The following is a 16,618-nucleotide window of genomic DNA, read 5'->3' on the forward strand; positions in this document are numbered from 1 at the left end:
CACGAATATAAAAAGTTTAGAACATACTTAGCAACTCGTATATACATGCCGTCTGTCTTGATATTTATCAGCTAAGAATATAAAAATAAGCGCCTATATAGAAATAGGCGCTTATTTTTATAAAGAAGATGATCAATTATTCTACTTCTGAGTAATTTTTTACCATCTCTAATACCGCATCCGGGAAGGTTTTCTGTTTCTTCACGGCATTTTGTTGGTTCACTTCTACCCGGATAGCTTTTAAACCTTGTACGCCTTGCAAATCCTCCAGCTCTACCCGCTCAATGTGGCCAGTCAGGTAGTTTATTTCCTGCAAGTACTCTATATAGTTATTGTATTCCATGGCTTCATTGAGCTGAGAATAGATAATAACAATCTTACCAGGCTGCGTTAAGCGTTCATTTGTCCCTTTGATCATGGCTTTGTCTATCCGCTTTTTAACAATTTCATAGCGGATATTGTAGGCACCATCCACATCGAAATGCCGTTCGTCCATCCGGAAGCGGATAGACAAAGGGAGACTATGTACCAGAATGAGTTGAGTGGTTTCTAAGGGTATCTTCAGCCTGGATTGCAACGCCCTGGTTCTGCGGGCTATTTCGCACATGGTAATTAATTGCCATAACCGCATATTTTTCAGGTAAATGGGATCAAAATTTCCTTCCTCTACCAAAGAGGCTCCCATGTACATGTTATATTCTATGCCATCGGTTTTGTATTTCTCAAAATAATGCGGAAACATTGCCTGGGCTTTGGCTTCTTCTTCTTCTATATAGGCAGACAGCGTTTCATTAATTAAAGTTAAGCTTTCTTCAAAATCTTTTCTGCGCTGATATACCACACCCAGGCCCGGATCTAAGCTTTGCGTATATTTCTCTGCATATGGTTGAAGAGAAGGATGCGCAGCCACCAGATGCTTAATAACAGGCTCAAACTCTCTTTTGAGAAACTCATGAACTGTAGTTTCTGCATCGGAAAGCAAGCTGTTTTTAATACGGGCAATGTGTTTGGTAATACTAAAATTCAGTTTCTCAAAAATGGGCAGTGGCTGTAACACCAGTACTTCTTTCATAAACTCTTTGGCCAGGGTAAGCTGGGTAGTAAGGTCATGCTGGATCGCTTTGTTCCGTTCCACAGAAGAATGCCGGATATCAGAAGCGCCATATAAAGGATATACCTCTGGAAATACAATTGGCTCAATTTGGGCAGCTTCCTCTTTCTGCTGCTTTTCTAATAAGTTCATAGCTGCCTCCACAAACCGCCATTCTACGGTTGGATGGATAGCCGTAAACTTTTCTTTAATAATGGCTTCAATTTTGGTTTTACGTTCCGTAAAACTTTGCTGTACGGCCAGGGCAAACAAAGGCAATAGCTCCGTTAAGCGCATGATGCTTAAAGAATTCAGATCATTCGGCTGTGTGGAGGCTAGCTCCAATACACCAACAAACTCATGGTTTGCATAAAGCGGAATAAATACCAGGTTCCGGAGGCCTATCTCCAGAAAACGGTCTTTAAACATACTAGGAATGTTGGCTGTTACTAAATCTTCCAGTATTAAGGGACGGGCTTCCTGCACAAACCGTTCATAAAAAGATTGCAAATTTGTTGAACATTCAATTCCACTCGTTACCTTAAAAACAAAGCTATGGCAGATCTCCGGACTTACGTTCACCTGGTTGTTGCGCCGTTTTTCCATGGCACCAATGCCCAACTTAATAGCCGGACGACGTAACAGGCTGCGTAGTTTATGTTGTAATGCATCAAATTTACTTGGGGAAGTTAAGGCTTCCATTTCTACCAAACTGTATTTAATAGCAGAAACCAGTTCCTGATCGGTAATATCTACCAGGTGTACCATGGTGAAGCCTTCAAAAGCAAACGCATCTGCCGGAAGATACTGCAGCCAGGTATCCAGGTCCTGATAATTATTTAACAGGTATTGAATATCCTGTTTAGCAATTGGCTTAATGGGCTTTAAAGCTTTAACTTCTACAAAAGAAGCATCAAATTTTGTTTTATAATATTCAATAAGCCCGGTTTGCCGGTTTAGTACCTGAAAGCTTGCCGATTTATCTACCAGATCTTTCACCCCATAAAACTTTTCTAAGATCATACAGCAAGCAGAAAAAACTTTGGTAGCCAGCAGCATTTTTCTATCTAATCCTGCCGGATACACAAACCGTTTTTCCGGGTTAAGCAGAGCTTCTGCAAAACCTGGTGTATGAAAAAAGCTATATTCGCCAAAGGGGGTAACCGCAGCACTTAGTTCATTGTGTTGCATGACTGGCGGAAAAACAGCGGCCATCAGAAATTCTATGACATGCCGGTGTCTTTCTACCACGCCTTCATCTGTAATGGGCAGCAGCAATTCAGGTGCTTGTTGCACGAGTTTCTCTGTTTCTCTAACCAATGTAGCTACCAATGGGTTTGTATCCTGCTCTTTGCTTCTCCAGTAATCGATAATGGGCTTAATGCAAGCCTGGGTTTGGTAAGGAAACGTATCTGCACTGAATTTGTATTGTTCGTTTAGCATTGTTTTAGAGGTTTCAACTATAGGCCATCCATTGTTATAGGTACTTACTTTTTATCGGTGAATCCGGAAAACCGGGCCTATGGGCGTTGTGCAATCCAAAGGCCTGCAATTAGTGTATGGGCTATTTGCTTTATAGCAAAGTTTATATAAAGCTGTGTTTCAGTGAATTTACACATTTACTTCTACATTTTTAACAGAAACTTTACAAATAATATAGATATAGACGGCTACCTGTTCTTATTATTGTGAGATCTTAAAAAATGTATGCTATAATCTGGAAGTAAAGGTTAAAAATTCACGGTAATTGGGCAAACAAAACTTGGTGAAAGGTAATTTCTGTACGCTGAATTGTCAGTATTCATCATTTAACTGATTTACCCTTTAGCAGGTAAAACAAAAAATGCTGCATGAGTAGCATACAGCATGGAATACTCGCAAGCAGAAGGAGTTTAAGTAAGTTGCAAGCTTACCTCTGTTGGCTGTTTAAGTTTCTGCTCTTCAACCCGTTGGAATGTATTACCTGTTGCTGCAATAAATATGTTGCGCCCGGCTAACTCCTCTTTTATGGCAGCTAATTTAGCAATATATACGATGCCAATTACATAATTAAAATGCTTGCCGGAATACTTTTCGGATATGTCTTTGAACTGCAACAACTCCACCTCTTCTTTCTGATGATAGCGCAGATAAACCTCCAGGTACACATCATTGCTAAAGGTAATATCATGATGTTGGGCCAGTTTTTTGTATTCGTACCTGTAATGATAGGTAGAAGCAGAAATATCGGAAAGGACCGCTGAGCCAGTAGGGTGGCCTCCGGCACCTTTGCCCATAAAAAATTGCCTGTCGGCAAAAGCAGCCTCTACGGTTACCCCATTGTATTCATTTTCCACATTGTAGAGGTACTCTTCTTTTTTAACGAACTGCGGAATTACCAAGGCGGCAATACTTTTCTCGGCAATTTTGCGTACCGAAGCTACCAGCTTTATTTTATATCCTTTCTCTTTGGCAAACTGAATATCGTAGTCCGACAGATTTTGTATGCCATAATTAAATAATTTTTCTGGTTTTACAATTGTACCGTAAGCATGGGTTATCAGAATACATAATTTGTTTAAAGCATCAAACCCTCCTACATCCAGGGTAGGGTCAGTTTCGGCAAAACCTAGGTCCTGGGCTTGTTTTAAAGCGGTATGGTAGCTAAGGTTTTCATTAAATATTTTAGATAAAATATAGTTAGAAGAGCCATTCATGATACCACTAACAGAATACAATAATTCATTGTCGTAGTACTCTTCCAGGTTGCGGATGATCGGAATACTGCCACAGGCCGAAGCTTCATACAGCAGGGAAGTATTGTATTTATTTTGCAAATAAACCAGCTCTTCTAAATGTTCGGCGAGCATCTTTTTATTGGCTGTTACTACAGTTTTGCCTTTTTTTAAAGCAGTGGTCACAATATCATAGGCTTCGTCAGCATTGTTAATAAGTTCTACGACCAGGTTAATTTCCGGATCTTCCAGAATATCGTCTTTATCAAATGTAAAATACCGGTTGTCAATGGGTCGGGCTTTGGTGCGGTCTTTCACACAAATGCGGCTGACTTCTGCGCGGAATCCTTCACTTTTTTCGAGTATATCGTACAAGCCCTGGCCTACACAACCAAAGCCGAACAAGCCTATTTTTACGTGTTTATTCATTCGTCGTAATAAGTTTGGTAAAGGGGTAAAATAAAAAATAGCTGTTGTTTACGCAGCTATGCAAATTATCTGTCTATTTTAATATTAGCTGTCAGAAAAGATTTGTATAAACTCGCAATCTGCGGACATTCTATCAGAAAACCATCATGGCCATATAAAGATTCAATTTCGTCATAATGGGCATCGGCAATGTAACTCGCCAGTAGCTTTTGTTCTTCTATTGGAAAAAGCAAATCGGTTTTTATGCCAAGCACCAGGGTTTTGGCTTTTACTTTAGCCAAGGCTTTAATGACGCTTCCTCTTCCCCGCCCTACATTATGTGAATCCATGGCTTTAGACAGTATCCAGTAAGAAAAGGCATTAAACCGTTTCACCAGTTTGTCTCCCTGATACCGCTGGTAAGAAGATGCCGGAAAATGATCTTGTTGTTCTACGTTGTAGTTCGTCTGCGTTTTCAGATAGGTATCGTAGTTCCGGTAAGACAGCAGCGCCATAGAGCGGGCAGCCTTCATACCTGCGTGTCCGGCATCTGGGCGGCGTTCTTGCCAGGTTGGGTCTACTTCTATTGCCATCCGTTGCGATTCGTTAAAGGCAATACCCCAGGCAGAATGCTGGGCATTTGTAGCGATAAGCACCAGGTTTTCGATGAGGTCTGGTTCCATAATTGCCCACTCCAAGGCTTGTTGTCCACCTAAGGAACCGCCAATGCAGGTATGAATTTTAAGAATGCCGAGTTCTCTTCTGAGTAAATCCAAAACCTTTACCATGTCGCGGATAGTAACGAATGGGAAATTATGGTAATACCGTTCATCAGATACGGGATCAACGGAAAGCGGGCCGGTGGTTCCATAGTGCGATCCCAGAATGTTTGCACAGATAATGAAATGGTGCGTAGGATCAAAGAGTTTTCCATGACCAACTAACCCTTTCCACCAGTCTTCCACATTTGAATTGGCCGTGAGGGCATGGCATACCCATATTACATTGTCTTGTGTTGGACTCAGGGTGCCGAAATAACTGTAAACAACCTGGACTCTGGGCAAGATAACGCCAGACTCCAGTAAAAAGGGCTGCTGATAATTGAACTGTTTATGCTCCAATGATAATAGGCGTTTAGAGTTAATTGGATAGTATTTCTGAAGATGTCCAGAAATACTATCCAGTATTTATTTAAATAGCTACTGCCGTTTTTGATACAGCTTCAAATGCCTGCTGTAAATCTGCTTTTATATCGTCTATATGTTCAATACCTGCAGAAATCCGTAACTGCGATGGATTTACACCTGCCCGTATCTGCTCTTCTTCAGCCAGCTGCTGGTGAGTTGTAGAAGAGGGGTGAATAATCAGGGTTTTCGCATCTCCCACATTAGCCAGATGGCTTATTAATTTCAGGCTGTTTACAAACTGTTCTGCCTGGGCTTTACCGCCTTTTATTCTGAACGATAAAACACCGCCAAACCCTTTTTTCAGGTATTTCTTCGCCAGCCCGTTGTATGGGCTGCTTTCCAGACCAGGGTAATTTACACTTTCTACCTCCGGATGAGACTCCAGCCATTTTGCCAATGCCAGGGCATTTTCCACATGGCGGTCTACGCGCAGCGACAAGGTTTCCAGCCCTTGCAGCAATAAGAACGAGTTAAATGGACTGATTGCCGGACCAAAATCACGTAGCCCTTCTACCCGTGCCCGGATAATAAAAGCTATGTTGCCAAAAGGGCCCTGATCGCCGAACACCTGCCAGAAATTAAGTCCATGATATCCTTCGGCTGGCTCAGAGAATTGAGGAAATTTGCCATTGCCCCAGTTAAAGTTACCAGCATCTACAATCACGCCTCCAATACTGGTTCCATGTCCGCCTATCCATTTCGTTGCCGACTGCACCACTACATTGGCTCCATGTTCTATTGGCCGGAACAAGTATCCGCAGGCACCAAACGTATTGTCTACAATTAAGGGAATATCATGTTTTTTAGCTATAGCTGCTATGGCATCAAAATCTGGAATATTAAACTCTGGATTTCCAATGGTTTCCAGGTAAAGAGCTTTAGTCTTTTCATCTATCAGTTTTTCAAAACTTTCTGCTTTGTCTCCATCAGCAAACCGGACATCGATACCTAAGCGCTTAAAAGATACTTTAAACTGGTTGTAGGTACCTCCATACAGGAATGAGGTAGACACAAAATTATCGCCAGCCTGCAGAATATTATTGAGAGCAATGAACTGGGCTGCCTGGCCGGATGCTACCGCCAGACCTGCTACTCCCCCTTCCAATGCAGCCACCCGTTTCTCAAATACGTCAGAGGTGGGGTTCATAATGCGGGTGTAAATATTGCCGAACTCTTTTAAAGCAAATAAATTAGCTCCATGTTCGGAATTTTTAAATACATAAGACGTTGTCTGATAGATAGGTACGGCACGAGACATAGTGGTTCCTTCCACTTCTTGTCCGGCATGTAATTGTAGGGTTTCAAATTTGTGCGTAGTAGACATAGGGATTGGGTTTTGTTTGGTTAATATATTTAGGAAGTACTGCCGGGTGGCAGCATGAATTTAAACATTTATCTAGGTAAATCATACAAAAGGCAGGCTGCTTTCTGCGATACCTCCGGCAATTACCTGAAATGACTGCATTGCCGGACATGCATAAGAAGGTATCTGCCGGCTTTTGGCCGGATACAGGTTAGTTGTGTAATACTGTGTGAGTTGTTCATCGTAATTAATTTATATTTCCTAACACTGATTAGGTAGGATTTAGCACCTTTCTTCGTGTAAGTAGGTTGCCAGAAGTTCTCAGAGCCTAGTCTCTCCCTTCTTCTTTATAAACCAACTACTGGTTGAGGGTAATTGATTATGAGGGGCAATTATAGGAATGTATTTTTATATTTCAAAATTGCTGTGGTCTTTTTTTACTGCTTCCAGTCCCGCAGACTCAACGATTGAACTGATAAAATGTATACCTAGCCAGGGGAAAAGTAAACAGCTTTTATTTCTTTAACAGAAAGAATAGTAAATTCTAAATAGAAGAACGTACTTTTGCATGTAGTTTGTTAAACTATTTCTGACCTCCATTCCTAGTAATTTTTCAGATTTACGTATGATGATTAACAGTTTTTTATTCCTGATTGCCTTTATCTTTTCTGCTTTTGGAGCGGATCAAAACAAATTAGTAAAGATTAAATTAACCAAAGAAATAATTGTTTACCTGCCGGCTGATTTCACTCCCATGACGGACGATGATCTGGCAAATAAATATTTTACTTACCGGAAACCTACGGCCATGTATACCAACCCCGACCGGGTGGTAGATTTTGGCCTCAACATTACTGAAACCCGTTGGCGGCAAGAAGACCTTCCATTGTTGAAAAAGTTTTACAAATCTGGTATTGCCAAGATGTATACCAACGTCAATTTTATTCAGGATACCATTCAGACGATCAATAAGAGAGAGTATGTTGTTTTTGAGTTTGTTTCTGAGTTAAAAGAAGAGGAAGCAAATGCAGCCCAGAGAGGTTCAGCAGTAAAACAATATTCATACATGCAATATACAGTTAAAGATAACCGGGTACATGTGTTCAACTTTACCTGTCCATCGCAGATTAGGGCTAAATGGCAGCAAACAGCCCATGATGTCATGCAGACAATAAAAATTGCTGATAAGTAAAAAAAGCCCAAGTTGGGCTTTTTTATTGGCATAGGTGGATTAAATAAGTGCTATTTATAAAGTATGGTTAAAAAACTTGAGACTGAAAGTAGTACCTTCGCCCCAGGTGGATTTAATCCGGATTTCGCCATTTAACTTTTGTACGGCCTCTTTTACAATATATAACCCCAGGCCTGAACCCTTGGCATCGTCAGAAGCCCGGTAGAACATATCGAATATCTTGGTTTGGTGTTCTTGTTGTATGCCTCTTCCATTATCAATCACTTCTATACAACAGTACTTATTGGTAACATTTATCCGCACTTCTATAAACGGATGTTCCTGATGCATGCGGTGATAAGCTATAGCATTGGAAATCAGGTTATTTAATACCACTTTTATCCGGCTGATATCCGACACAAATGGTCTTGCCTGCTTGATAGTTAAGATAAAATCAATTTTTTCAGCACCGGGAATAAAGCGCAGTGAGTCAAATATTTCGGTTACTACCTCTTTCAGGTCTATTTCTTCTGTATTAATTGGCTGCCTGGAATTTCTGGAAAGATCTACAATTTCTTTGATGAAGTTATCCATGCGGTTTACACTGCTTCGGATCATTTCCAGGTACGTTCTGACGGCATCCTGATCCGTCTCCTGCTGAATAATATAGATCAACCCCAGGATAGACCGCAGAGGCGCCCGTAAATCATGTGAGGTGCTGTAAACAAAGCGCTCCAGCTCTTCACTTTTTTTCCGCAATCTTTCTTCGGTGGCGTTTCTGTGAGACAGGTCTACCAACTGTAACAGAAATTGCCTGGCTGTTCCGAAATGGTCTCTGAGTGTTTTTGATTTAACCAAGACACATCTGTTTGCCTGGCCGTTTACTGACAAATAGATTTCGGTTTCGGTTGTATCTTTCCCGGAAAGTAAGGCCTGGTCTTTTAAGGAAAGTAGGTTGGCTATATAATCTTCCTGAACAAACTCCAGAAAAGTTTTACCGGTATAAGCCGTTGCCGGCAATCCAGTAAACTCATTCATACTGCTATTTACTACACTAATCTGAAAGTCTGTATCACAAATGATTGTAGGAAAAGGAAGCTGATTAATGTCCATAGTATAGCTGGTATTTCCTGGCGAAACAACACCTACCTGAACCACTGTATCTTCACTATGCCGGACGGCTAGCCTGCTTTTATTGTTGACTGATTTTTCTGTATGGTCATTTTCGGTTGTTTCTTCAGAAACTAAGTCGATGCCAAAACCTGCTTCCCCGGCAGGGTCTTTTACTACCGATATATAAGAAATTGTACGTGGTTCAATCGTAGATATTTTGTTTCCCATAGTCATTACATAGTTAAATATAGCTCCATACTCATGTCTTTCTACCTCTGCCCTCCGGCTTGAACTACACTCTATAGAACGAAGGTACCTAGTGGATGTTATCTAAAGAAATCGAACGGTTTTATAATAAACCTTGCAACTAGTTGTACCACGCAAGTTTGATGGCTCAAAATTGCATTTATCACATAAATCCTACATTCAAATTTAAATCTGGCACCTGAAACCTGGCACTTACGGTAAACGGTTGTTTTTTGTATAAACTGCTCCTGTTTGGTAAGATTCGCCTATTTTGCCTGGCATTGGCAGTTAAAAAAATACCTCTGAAAATTTTATTTCCTTACATAATACCCGGTAAGAGAAAAATTATACGTAGCTAACGTTAAAAAATAAGCTATACGTACAAATACAGGGTAGAAAGGCAAGTACAGGTTTAATTACTGAGGCATCCGTGAAACAGAAGCAGATTTAATGGCATTTTCAGCATTAGGTTGACTAGCAGCACAGGTGCCGCAGCCTTTTGCGCAACCTTGATCTTTTGCTTTAAAGGCATTTCTTAACTGGCTGAGCAGATACCCAACAGCTCCGATAAACAATATGCCAATAACTATAGCTTCTACCATTTCATTCGTGATTAATATGGCCGTTAACAGAATTACTTCTTAAAAGCCTAAAAAGTTCACCGGAAAGCATGGTTTGTGGGTCAATCATTTTTCCAATGTTTGTTAATAAGTTTCAGCATATCATCTCCAATATGTCCGGAGGCAATTAAGCGGCCACCAAATATGTAGTTATCTTTTCCATCAAAATCCGTTACTTTTCCTCCGGCTTCCTGTACCAGTAATATTCCAGCTGCCACATCCCAGGCATTTAAATTATACTCATAAAACGCCTCAAACCGCCCGGCAGCTACATAGGCTAGATCTGTGGCAGCTGAACCTAACCGGCGTACGCCATGCGACTTCTGCATAAACTCTTTCAGAACAGCCAGGTAAATATCCATTTTGCCATGGGCATTATACGGAAATCCGGTAGCAATCAGGCTATCGTTGACAGAGCTAGCCTGAGAAACTTTGATAGGCTTGCCATTACAATAAGCTCCTCCCCCTTTCCAGGCATAAAAACATTCCTTCAGATTCAACTCGTACACAACGCCTACTAACAGTTGGCCCTCATGCAGCAATGCAATACTGATGGCATACGGTGGTAAACCATGTACAAAATTGGTAGTTCCATCCAGAGGATCTATTATCCAATTGGTTGTTTCTGAACGGTAATCGGAAGTGCCCTCTTCCCCGATGAATCCCGCATCTGGCAAAATGCCGGTTAATCCCTGAATAATGGCTTTTTCAGCTTCTTTATCTACATACGACACCAGATTATTTGTTCCTTTATATTCAAGTTTACTGACATCGAACGAGGCAGCTTCCTGCGATATAAAAGCCCCTACCTGATGGGCTAACTCTACTACTTGCTGGCAAATGGCTTCCAGATTCACAATTTTTGAGGTTTGTTAATTAAAAAATACGAAAACAATAGTAATAAATTACGACTGAAATTTAACCAGCTACGGCTCTTTTTTTCTGAAAAGCAATCCGTGCTTTCACCAGTACCGATAACAGCAGTAAGGGAGCAATAAAACTGGCGATACGTCCTAAATAGTCGCCGTTTTTTACATAGAACGTAATAGTCTGGTTGCTCCGGATAGTTGCATTTACCACATCTGGCACCCAGTACTCAGTTGGATACAAGATGTCGCCCCGCTGATTAATAAAGCCAGATATACCAGTATTGGCAGAACGGGCTATGCTCCGGCGGGTTTCAATGGCTCTAAGCGAAGCATAGGCCAGATGCTGTTTGTGCCCAGGTGTGTTTCCCCACCACCCATCATTGGTGATAATAGCAATAAAATCAGCCCCATTTCTAATATAATTTGTCATGAAATCGCCATACACCGACTCATAGCAAATAGCCGGTGCAAGACCTATCCCATCATTATTGGCAAATACAGTGCGTTCTTCCTGTTTACCGTATCCTCCCGAAGTGCCTCCCAGATTAAATATCAGATCAGTTAAAAAGCCAAAAACAGCCGGATATGGCATTAGTTCAACACCAGGCACCAGTTTAGATTTATGGTATAGTTGCGCAGGTTTGTTACCTTCCAGAAACACAGCTGTATTGAATACATCATAATAGCCTACATCTTTTCGAAAACGCGCAGTAGGAGTAGCGGCTTTTTTGTTTTCATAGATGGTATAGCTTGTAATTCCAGTGAGCAAAGAGAGTTGTGGGTGTTTTTGTACAAAAGTTTTAATTTGCTGTAGGATAGGTTCTTGCTCCAAAGTAGCTTCCTGGTAAAGTCCATCAATGGCAGTTTCAGGCCATAACACAAATCTGGTTTTGGGTGTAATCTGGCTTTCCGATAAAGAAATAAACCGTTCTACCTGTTGCTCGAAAGGAATAAAGTTTTCAGTGCCTACAAATTTTTCGGAAAAGGGATCTATGTTCGGCTGAACAACTACAAACTCTACCTCTTTGCCTTTTTCAACATAGGTTTCATACAAATAATAGGAATACACTATTGGAAATAACATTACTAGCAAGGCATAAATATCCCCACCCAACCTGGCTGTTTTGGTATACACACCTTTGTGTTTCACTAATGCAAAGTAGACTGTAAAGTTGGCTAACCAGATCCACAGAGTTCCTCCCAGCACGCCAGTAAATTCATACCACTGTACCCATTCAGGCGTGTACAGAAATCCATTGCCCAGCGTAAGCCATGGCCACGAAAGATCCCAGTTCAGGTGGATGAACTCAAAAACAATCCAGTAGAATACCAGAGAAATATAGCCGAATTTCTCGTTGCTGCGGGCTTTAGTAAAGCGGAAGAGTATAAGTGGAATGGTTTGCAGAAAAGCATTCGCCAGCATAGCAAATATGCCACCAATAGCTGTAGAATTGTATACCCACCAGGTTGTTAGAATATTCCACACCAGTAAGGTTATATAGGCATACAGGAAAAAAGTACGGCCGGGCTTTGGCACATTCTTTTTCACCAGATGTGATTCCAGCCGCAGTAAGGGCACAAATGCAAACAATAAAAAAAAGGCCATGGGTTTAGCCATCCAGCCGGTGGAAAGCAGCACGCCACTTAACACTGATAGCCACAGGAAATAATACCTGCTATTTCTGACCTTCGACCACGATAACGATTTCACCTTTGATAGTTTTTTCTGAATAATACGTAATAATTTCCAAAATAGAGCCATTTACTGTTTCTTCAAAAACTTTGGTAAGTTCTCTGGAAACAGATGCCTGCCTTTCCGGGCCAAAATATTGATTAAATTGTTCCAGCGTTTTAAGCAACCGGTGAGGCGATTCGTAAAAAATCATGGTCCGCTCTTCAGTTGACAAAAACTCTAGCCTGGTTTGCCGCCCTTTTTTCTGAGGTAAAAAACCCTCAAATACAAACTTATCTGCCGGCAATCCTGATTTTACCAGGGCAGGCACAAAGGCAGTAGGCCCAGGTAAACACTCCACTTTCAGTTGATGTTGCAGGCAGGCTCGTACCAGCAGAAAGCCGGGGTCCGAAATAGTAGGTGTTCCCGCATCCGAGACCAGAGCCATTTTCTCGCCGTTTTCCATCCGCTTCACCAGACTGTGTACGGTCTGGTGTTCGTTGAAGGCATGGTAGCTTTGCAAGGGCTTCTGAATTTGCAGATGCTTTAATAAGTGCACCGTATTCCTGGTATCTTCTGCCAAAATAATATTTACCTCATTCAAAATCCGTATCGCCCGCAACGTGATATCTTCCATATTGCCAATCGGGGTGGGTACTACATATAATGAGGTTTCCAGGTGCATACATTCAACAATTATGTTTGGTAGTAAGTAAGTATAACTTAAAAATCTTGGTTGTTAACTCTTGTCTATTTTTTTCTACGATAATCCTTTGTTTACGGACATTAGATAAAGATTAAAAGTTCTTTTCAAGAAAAAGCATATTTTTAGCAATAATTTTCATAACTTTCTAAATTCAGTATACGGACCAGACCGCAGAACTTTATAGACTCACCTTTGGTTACTAGTTTTAAGGTTTTGAGTTTATACCATGAAGGAGTAGCTTATGAGAATACAATCAAAGGACCTTGTCTTGCTGTTATCTGTTTTTGCAATTCTTTATTTTTTTCCTGCACAAGCACAGAAACGTTTTTCCGCTAAGCTAGACAATTCAATCAACTTTACCGGAATCATGCATCACCTGGATTCTCTGGCAAATATAAAAGACCCCAAACAACGTAAAAAACAAATTGATGCTTTTTGGGCCGCCCTGATAAAGAAAAAACAAATTCCTTTGGTAGAAAATGATTCGGTTGCCTTTTTATTTAAAGGTGAGGCGGATTCGGTTTTCTGGCAGGGCGATTTTAATGGCTGGGGCAGCCTTGCCGGTGGGCACATTTTCAATAACCGGGGCTACCGGGTTGGCAAAAGTGACATCTGGCGCATGAAGGCTGCTTTTCCGGCTAACGCCCGGATTGATTATAAAATTGTGCTCAATGGCCGCACATGGATCACGGACCCGGCAAATCCTAACCAGCAATGGGGCGGAAGCGGTCCGAATTCAGAGTTACGCATGCCAGAGTGGAAACCGGAAGCCATCTCTCAAAGCCGGAAAGAGGTTGCCAGAGGACAGCTAAGTGAAAATGTTTTGACCAGCAGCGAAAGCATGGGATATACTATTAATTACAAAGTATATACACCTGCCAATTATCAGCAACTTTCCGATCTGCCGGTTATTTATATTACCGATGGACAAGAATATGCCGACGAAAAAATGGGAGCCATGCTTCATGTTTTGGATAACCTGATTGCTGACCAGGTAATAAAACCAGTTATTGCGGTGTTTATCGATCCTAGAGAAGATGGAAATGTCAACAATAACCGCCGCATGTTTGAACTTCCGCTCAACGACCGCTTTGTACACTTTATCACCGAAGAGCTTATTCCTGCGGTAGATACTACCTATAAAACCAAGGCTTCTGCCGATGCCAGAGCCATTATGGGGACTTCCCTGGGTGGTTTAAATGCAGCCTATGTAGGCGTAAAAGCCAGTGACAAAATAAACCTGATCGCTATACATTCGCCTTCTTTCTGGTACCGGCCACAGATCTATGGTATGTTTGAAGATAGCCCTACCCTACCCCTGAAAATATTCATGAGCACCGGGGTTATCAGTGATACACAGGAAGGAGCCCGGCGGATGAAAGCTATTATGGAAGAGAAAAAATATCCCCTGGAATACCGCGAAATCAATGAAGGCCACTCCTGGGGTAACTGGCGTTCTTTAATAGATGATATTCTGATTTATTTCTTTGCTGCTAAGTAACGATTGAGTTTGTAGTTCAGTAAGCCCATTTCTTATTACCGCCAATTGGTATCCTGGCGTATGCGTTGAATTTGTGCTATATGATGCCGGACGTGTTCGTTCATAAAACCCAGGGTATGGCTAATACTCATATCACCAGCCAAGGGATGTCTGAAAACATTTTTATTTATAACATCAGTAGGCATTTTTTCTAACATTGTTGCCCACTGCTTCCGGAGTTGCTCCCACTCTTCTCTGACTTGGATAGGATTGAGTACCTTGGGCGGGGCTTCTACTTGCTTAGGAGCTTTAATTTTTTTCCGGTAACGTAATGCCAGTTTTACCAGTATGTACCGCACCCATGATTTATAGGTAGCCTGATGTAAATTTCCTTTCTCTACTCGGCGGAGCACATACTGCAAAATCTGTGTTTCAGTCATAACCAGGTGTTTCATTACCTGTGCCATCGACCACTGATTATCAGTAGGATTAAAGAGTAACTGTTGTTGCGAATAACCTTCCGTAAGTACCAGTAAAGCTTGCCTGGAATGCTCCAAGTCTTGAAAACGTACCGCTAGTTTCTTATGCATGAAAAGTAAAGATGGAGAGTTGTAAATATATTTAAAATTAAACCGTTACCTACTACTTGTTTCCAGAGGAAAGCTAATAACTATATTCCTGATACGCCGTTTGAAAGCTGAAAACGGATTTATAGAATTTATATGCACTATATAGCTTTTGGGGCCTTTTGCCTGATTTTGATTGGCGCATTTTACCGGTGGGCTACCCGCAAACAACGCAGACGAAAAAACCTGGAGAAACAACCATTTCCTGTAGAATGGAGGCAGATTCTGGAAAATCGAGTAGGTTTTTACCTCACACTATCCGATGTAAAGAAAAAACGATTCGAAAGGCTGGTTCATCTCTTTATCTCAGAAAAAAGGATTATTGGCATTAAAACTGAAATAGACGATACGATCCGGGTTCTTGTGGCAGCCAGTGCTATTATCCCTGTTTTTGGTTTCGATAACTGGGAATACGACAACCTGGGAGAAGTTTTTGTTACCCAAGGGGCTGTAGATACACAACAAGTAGATAAGGAAGTAAAAAACATCGTAGCTGGGCAGGTTAAACCTTTTCAGAACCAGCACTATATGATTATTTCCAAAAGTGCGCTGGAGCAAGGATATAACAACATGAAAGACCGATCGAATATAGGCATTCATGAGTTTGCACACTTACTGGACGAAGCAGATGGCGAAATAGACGGAATTCCCAAGGCCTATCTTCCCGATGAACTCATACAACCCTGGACAGACCTGATGCAACGGAAAATGCAGGACATCAAAGATGGTAAAAACAATATTAATTCGTATGGGGCAACCAATGAAGCTGAGTTTTTTGCCGTAGTCACGGAATACTTTTTTGAAGATCCGATCCGCTTAAAAAACAATCATCCGGATATGTATGCACTGCTTACTAAAACGTTTCAGCAAAACCCACGCAAGCGGTACGACCTGGACTTTAAAGAATTATTAAATCCAAATTACAAGAAAATGAGCCGCAATGCACCATGTCCCTGCGGCAGTGGGGAGAAGTATAAAAACTGCTGCTGGCAGGAAAGTCACACATAATAACAGCTATATGGGTTGAGTTCCCAATGACCAGCCATCCGTTTATTTATAAAAGTTCTTAATACTTTCTGTACTAATTTGCAGCCTAAAATTTACCAAACCTAAAAAACCAATATGGCAACAAAGCTAACTGTAAACAGCAACGGATCTTTAAAAGTAGAAGGAGATTTTGAAATAGTTGATGCACAGGGTAACGTATACGGCTTAGGTGGACGTACGCTGGTTTCTCTTTGCCGCTGCGGACAATCTAAAAACAAACCTTTTTGCGATGGTTCTCATAAAGGCTATTTTGAACACAACTCCGCTGCATTTGACTTACCTCCCAAAAAGGTATAACTCCGAACTTCTTTTTATTAATTCCTTTCAAAAGCACCGTTCTATACATAGGGCGGTGCTTTATTTTAT

Annotated in this window: 14 protein-coding genes and 1 riboswitch; of the genes, 4 read left to right on the top strand and 10 right to left on the bottom strand. The window is 41.2% G+C overall.

Annotated features, from left to right (window positions below; all coding sequences use genetic code 11):
• Positions 1–136: 136 nt before the first annotated feature.
• The 4 genes from Q0590_RS10380 to Q0590_RS10395 all read right to left on the bottom strand — a co-directional run bounded on the left by Q0590_RS10380 (position 137) and on the right by Q0590_RS10395 (position 6,723).
• On the bottom strand, positions 137–2,533 hold the full coding sequence (locus tag Q0590_RS10380; RefSeq protein ID WP_302037455.1) for a GAF domain-containing protein: 2,397 nt from the start codon (positions 2,531–2,533) through the stop codon (positions 137–139).
• A gap of 449 nt (positions 2,534–2,982) precedes the next feature.
• A complete protein-coding gene (locus Q0590_RS10385) occupies positions 2,983–4,233 on the bottom strand; it encodes a homoserine dehydrogenase (RefSeq protein WP_302037456.1) in 1,251 nt (416 codons plus the stop codon).
• Positions 4,234–4,298: 65 nt separating this feature from the next.
• Positions 4,299–5,333, bottom strand: coding sequence for a homoserine O-acetyltransferase family protein (locus tag Q0590_RS10390; RefSeq protein WP_302037457.1), 1,035 nt, complete (start codon positions 5,331–5,333; stop codon positions 4,299–4,301).
• Between the two features lie 70 nt (positions 5,334–5,403).
• Positions 5,404–6,723 carry an O-acetylhomoserine aminocarboxypropyltransferase/cysteine synthase family protein gene (locus tag Q0590_RS10395; RefSeq protein WP_302037458.1) on the bottom strand — a complete coding sequence of 440 codons (1,320 nt, stop codon included), beginning with the start codon at positions 6,721–6,723 and terminating at the stop codon, positions 5,404–5,406.
• A gap of 228 nt (positions 6,724–6,951) precedes the next feature.
• Positions 6,952–7,058, bottom strand: a riboswitch (SAM riboswitch).
• Between the two features lie 269 nt (positions 7,059–7,327).
• On the opposite strand from Q0590_RS10395, the gene Q0590_RS10400 reads away from it, so the two are divergent.
• Entirely contained in the window at positions 7,328–7,894 is a 567-nt protein-coding gene (locus Q0590_RS10400; protein ID WP_302037459.1) for a hypothetical protein, read from the top strand.
• Between the two features lie 54 nt (positions 7,895–7,948).
• Here the strand turns inward: Q0590_RS10400 and Q0590_RS10405 are convergent, their stop codons facing one another.
• From Q0590_RS10405 to rsmI, 5 genes are all read right to left on the bottom strand, one after another.
• The gene (locus tag Q0590_RS10405; protein WP_302037460.1) at positions 7,949–9,214 is read right to left on the bottom strand and encodes a PAS domain-containing sensor histidine kinase; all 1,266 of its coding nucleotides are present in this window, start codon (positions 9,212–9,214) and stop codon (positions 7,949–7,951) included.
• Positions 9,215–9,648: 434 nt separating this feature from the next.
• Positions 9,649–9,834 carry a FeoB-associated Cys-rich membrane protein gene (locus tag Q0590_RS10410; RefSeq protein ID WP_302037461.1) on the bottom strand — a complete coding sequence of 62 codons (186 nt, stop codon included), beginning with the start codon at positions 9,832–9,834 and terminating at the stop codon, positions 9,649–9,651.
• An 80-nt stretch (positions 9,835–9,914) separates the two neighbouring features.
• A complete protein-coding gene (locus tag Q0590_RS10415) occupies positions 9,915–10,709 on the bottom strand; it encodes an inositol monophosphatase family protein (RefSeq protein WP_302037462.1) in 795 nt (264 codons plus the stop codon).
• A gap of 61 nt (positions 10,710–10,770) precedes the next feature.
• On the bottom strand, positions 10,771–12,432 hold the full coding sequence (gene lnt, locus Q0590_RS10420; RefSeq protein ID WP_302037463.1) for an apolipoprotein N-acyltransferase: 1,662 nt from the start codon (positions 12,430–12,432) through the stop codon (positions 10,771–10,773).
• Positions 12,398–13,078, bottom strand: coding sequence for a 16S rRNA (cytidine(1402)-2'-O)-methyltransferase (gene rsmI / locus Q0590_RS10425; protein ID WP_302037464.1), 681 nt, complete (start codon positions 13,076–13,078; stop codon positions 12,398–12,400). The genes lnt and rsmI overlap by 35 nt, the downstream gene beginning before the upstream one ends.
• A gap of 262 nt (positions 13,079–13,340) precedes the next feature.
• Here rsmI and Q0590_RS10430 point away from each other — a divergent pair, with 262 nt between their 5' ends.
• Positions 13,341–14,600 (top strand): alpha/beta hydrolase-fold protein, encoded by a 1,260-nt coding sequence (locus Q0590_RS10430; protein WP_302037465.1) that lies wholly within the window; start codon positions 13,341–13,343, stop codon positions 14,598–14,600.
• 35 nt (positions 14,601–14,635) lie between these two features.
• Here the strand turns inward: Q0590_RS10430 and Q0590_RS10435 are convergent, their stop codons facing one another.
• Positions 14,636–15,169, bottom strand: coding sequence for a DinB family protein (locus tag Q0590_RS10435; protein ID WP_302037466.1), 534 nt, complete (start codon positions 15,167–15,169; stop codon positions 14,636–14,638).
• A gap of 132 nt (positions 15,170–15,301) precedes the next feature.
• Between Q0590_RS10435 and Q0590_RS10440 the strand changes: the two genes are divergently transcribed.
• Positions 15,302–16,213, top strand: a complete 912-nt coding sequence (locus Q0590_RS10440; RefSeq protein WP_302037467.1) for a zinc-dependent peptidase — start codon at positions 15,302–15,304, stop codon at positions 16,211–16,213.
• A 114-nt stretch (positions 16,214–16,327) separates the two neighbouring features.
• On the top strand, positions 16,328–16,549 hold the full coding sequence (locus Q0590_RS10445) for a CDGSH iron-sulfur domain-containing protein (RefSeq protein WP_302037468.1): 222 nt from the start codon (positions 16,328–16,330) through the stop codon (positions 16,547–16,549).
• The last annotated feature ends 69 nt before the right edge of the window (positions 16,550–16,618 follow it).

It is taken from the genome of Rhodocytophaga aerolata, from assembly GCF_030503435.1.
Lineage (GTDB): Bacteria > Bacteroidota > Bacteroidia > Cytophagales > 172606-1 > Rhodocytophaga > Rhodocytophaga aerolata.

What these genes read in the sequence shown, in the direction of transcription:
- Q0590_RS10380 (WP_302037455.1), bottom strand. Translation starts at nt 2,533, where the DNA reads ATGCTAAACGAACAATACAAATTCAGTGCAGATACGTTTCCTTACCAA.
- Q0590_RS10385 (WP_302037456.1), bottom strand. Translation starts at nt 4,233, where the DNA reads ATGAATAAACACGTAAAAATAGGCTTGTTCGGCTTTGGTTGTGTAGGC.
- Q0590_RS10395 (WP_302037458.1), bottom strand. Translation starts at nt 6,723, where the DNA reads ATGTCTACTACGCACAAATTTGAAACCCTACAATTACATGCCGGACAA.
- Q0590_RS10400 (WP_302037459.1), top strand. Translation starts at nt 7,328, where the DNA reads ATGATGATTAACAGTTTTTTATTCCTGATTGCCTTTATCTTTTCTGCT.
- Q0590_RS10405 (WP_302037460.1), bottom strand. Translation starts at nt 9,214, where the DNA reads ATGGGAAACAAAATATCTACGATTGAACCACGTACAATTTCTTATATA.
- Q0590_RS10410 (WP_302037461.1), bottom strand. Translation starts at nt 9,834, where the DNA reads ATGGTAGAAGCTATAGTTATTGGCATATTGTTTATCGGAGCTGTTGGG.
- rsmI (WP_302037464.1), bottom strand. Translation starts at nt 13,078, where the DNA reads ATGCACCTGGAAACCTCATTATATGTAGTACCCACCCCGATTGGCAAT.
- Q0590_RS10430 (WP_302037465.1), top strand. Translation starts at nt 13,341, where the DNA reads ATGAGAATACAATCAAAGGACCTTGTCTTGCTGTTATCTGTTTTTGCA.
- Q0590_RS10435 (WP_302037466.1), bottom strand. Translation starts at nt 15,169, where the DNA reads ATGCATAAGAAACTAGCGGTACGTTTTCAAGACTTGGAGCATTCCAGG.
- Q0590_RS10440 (WP_302037467.1), top strand. Translation starts at nt 15,302, where the DNA reads ATGCACTATATAGCTTTTGGGGCCTTTTGCCTGATTTTGATTGGCGCA.
- Q0590_RS10445 (WP_302037468.1), top strand. Translation starts at nt 16,328, where the DNA reads ATGGCAACAAAGCTAACTGTAAACAGCAACGGATCTTTAAAAGTAGAA.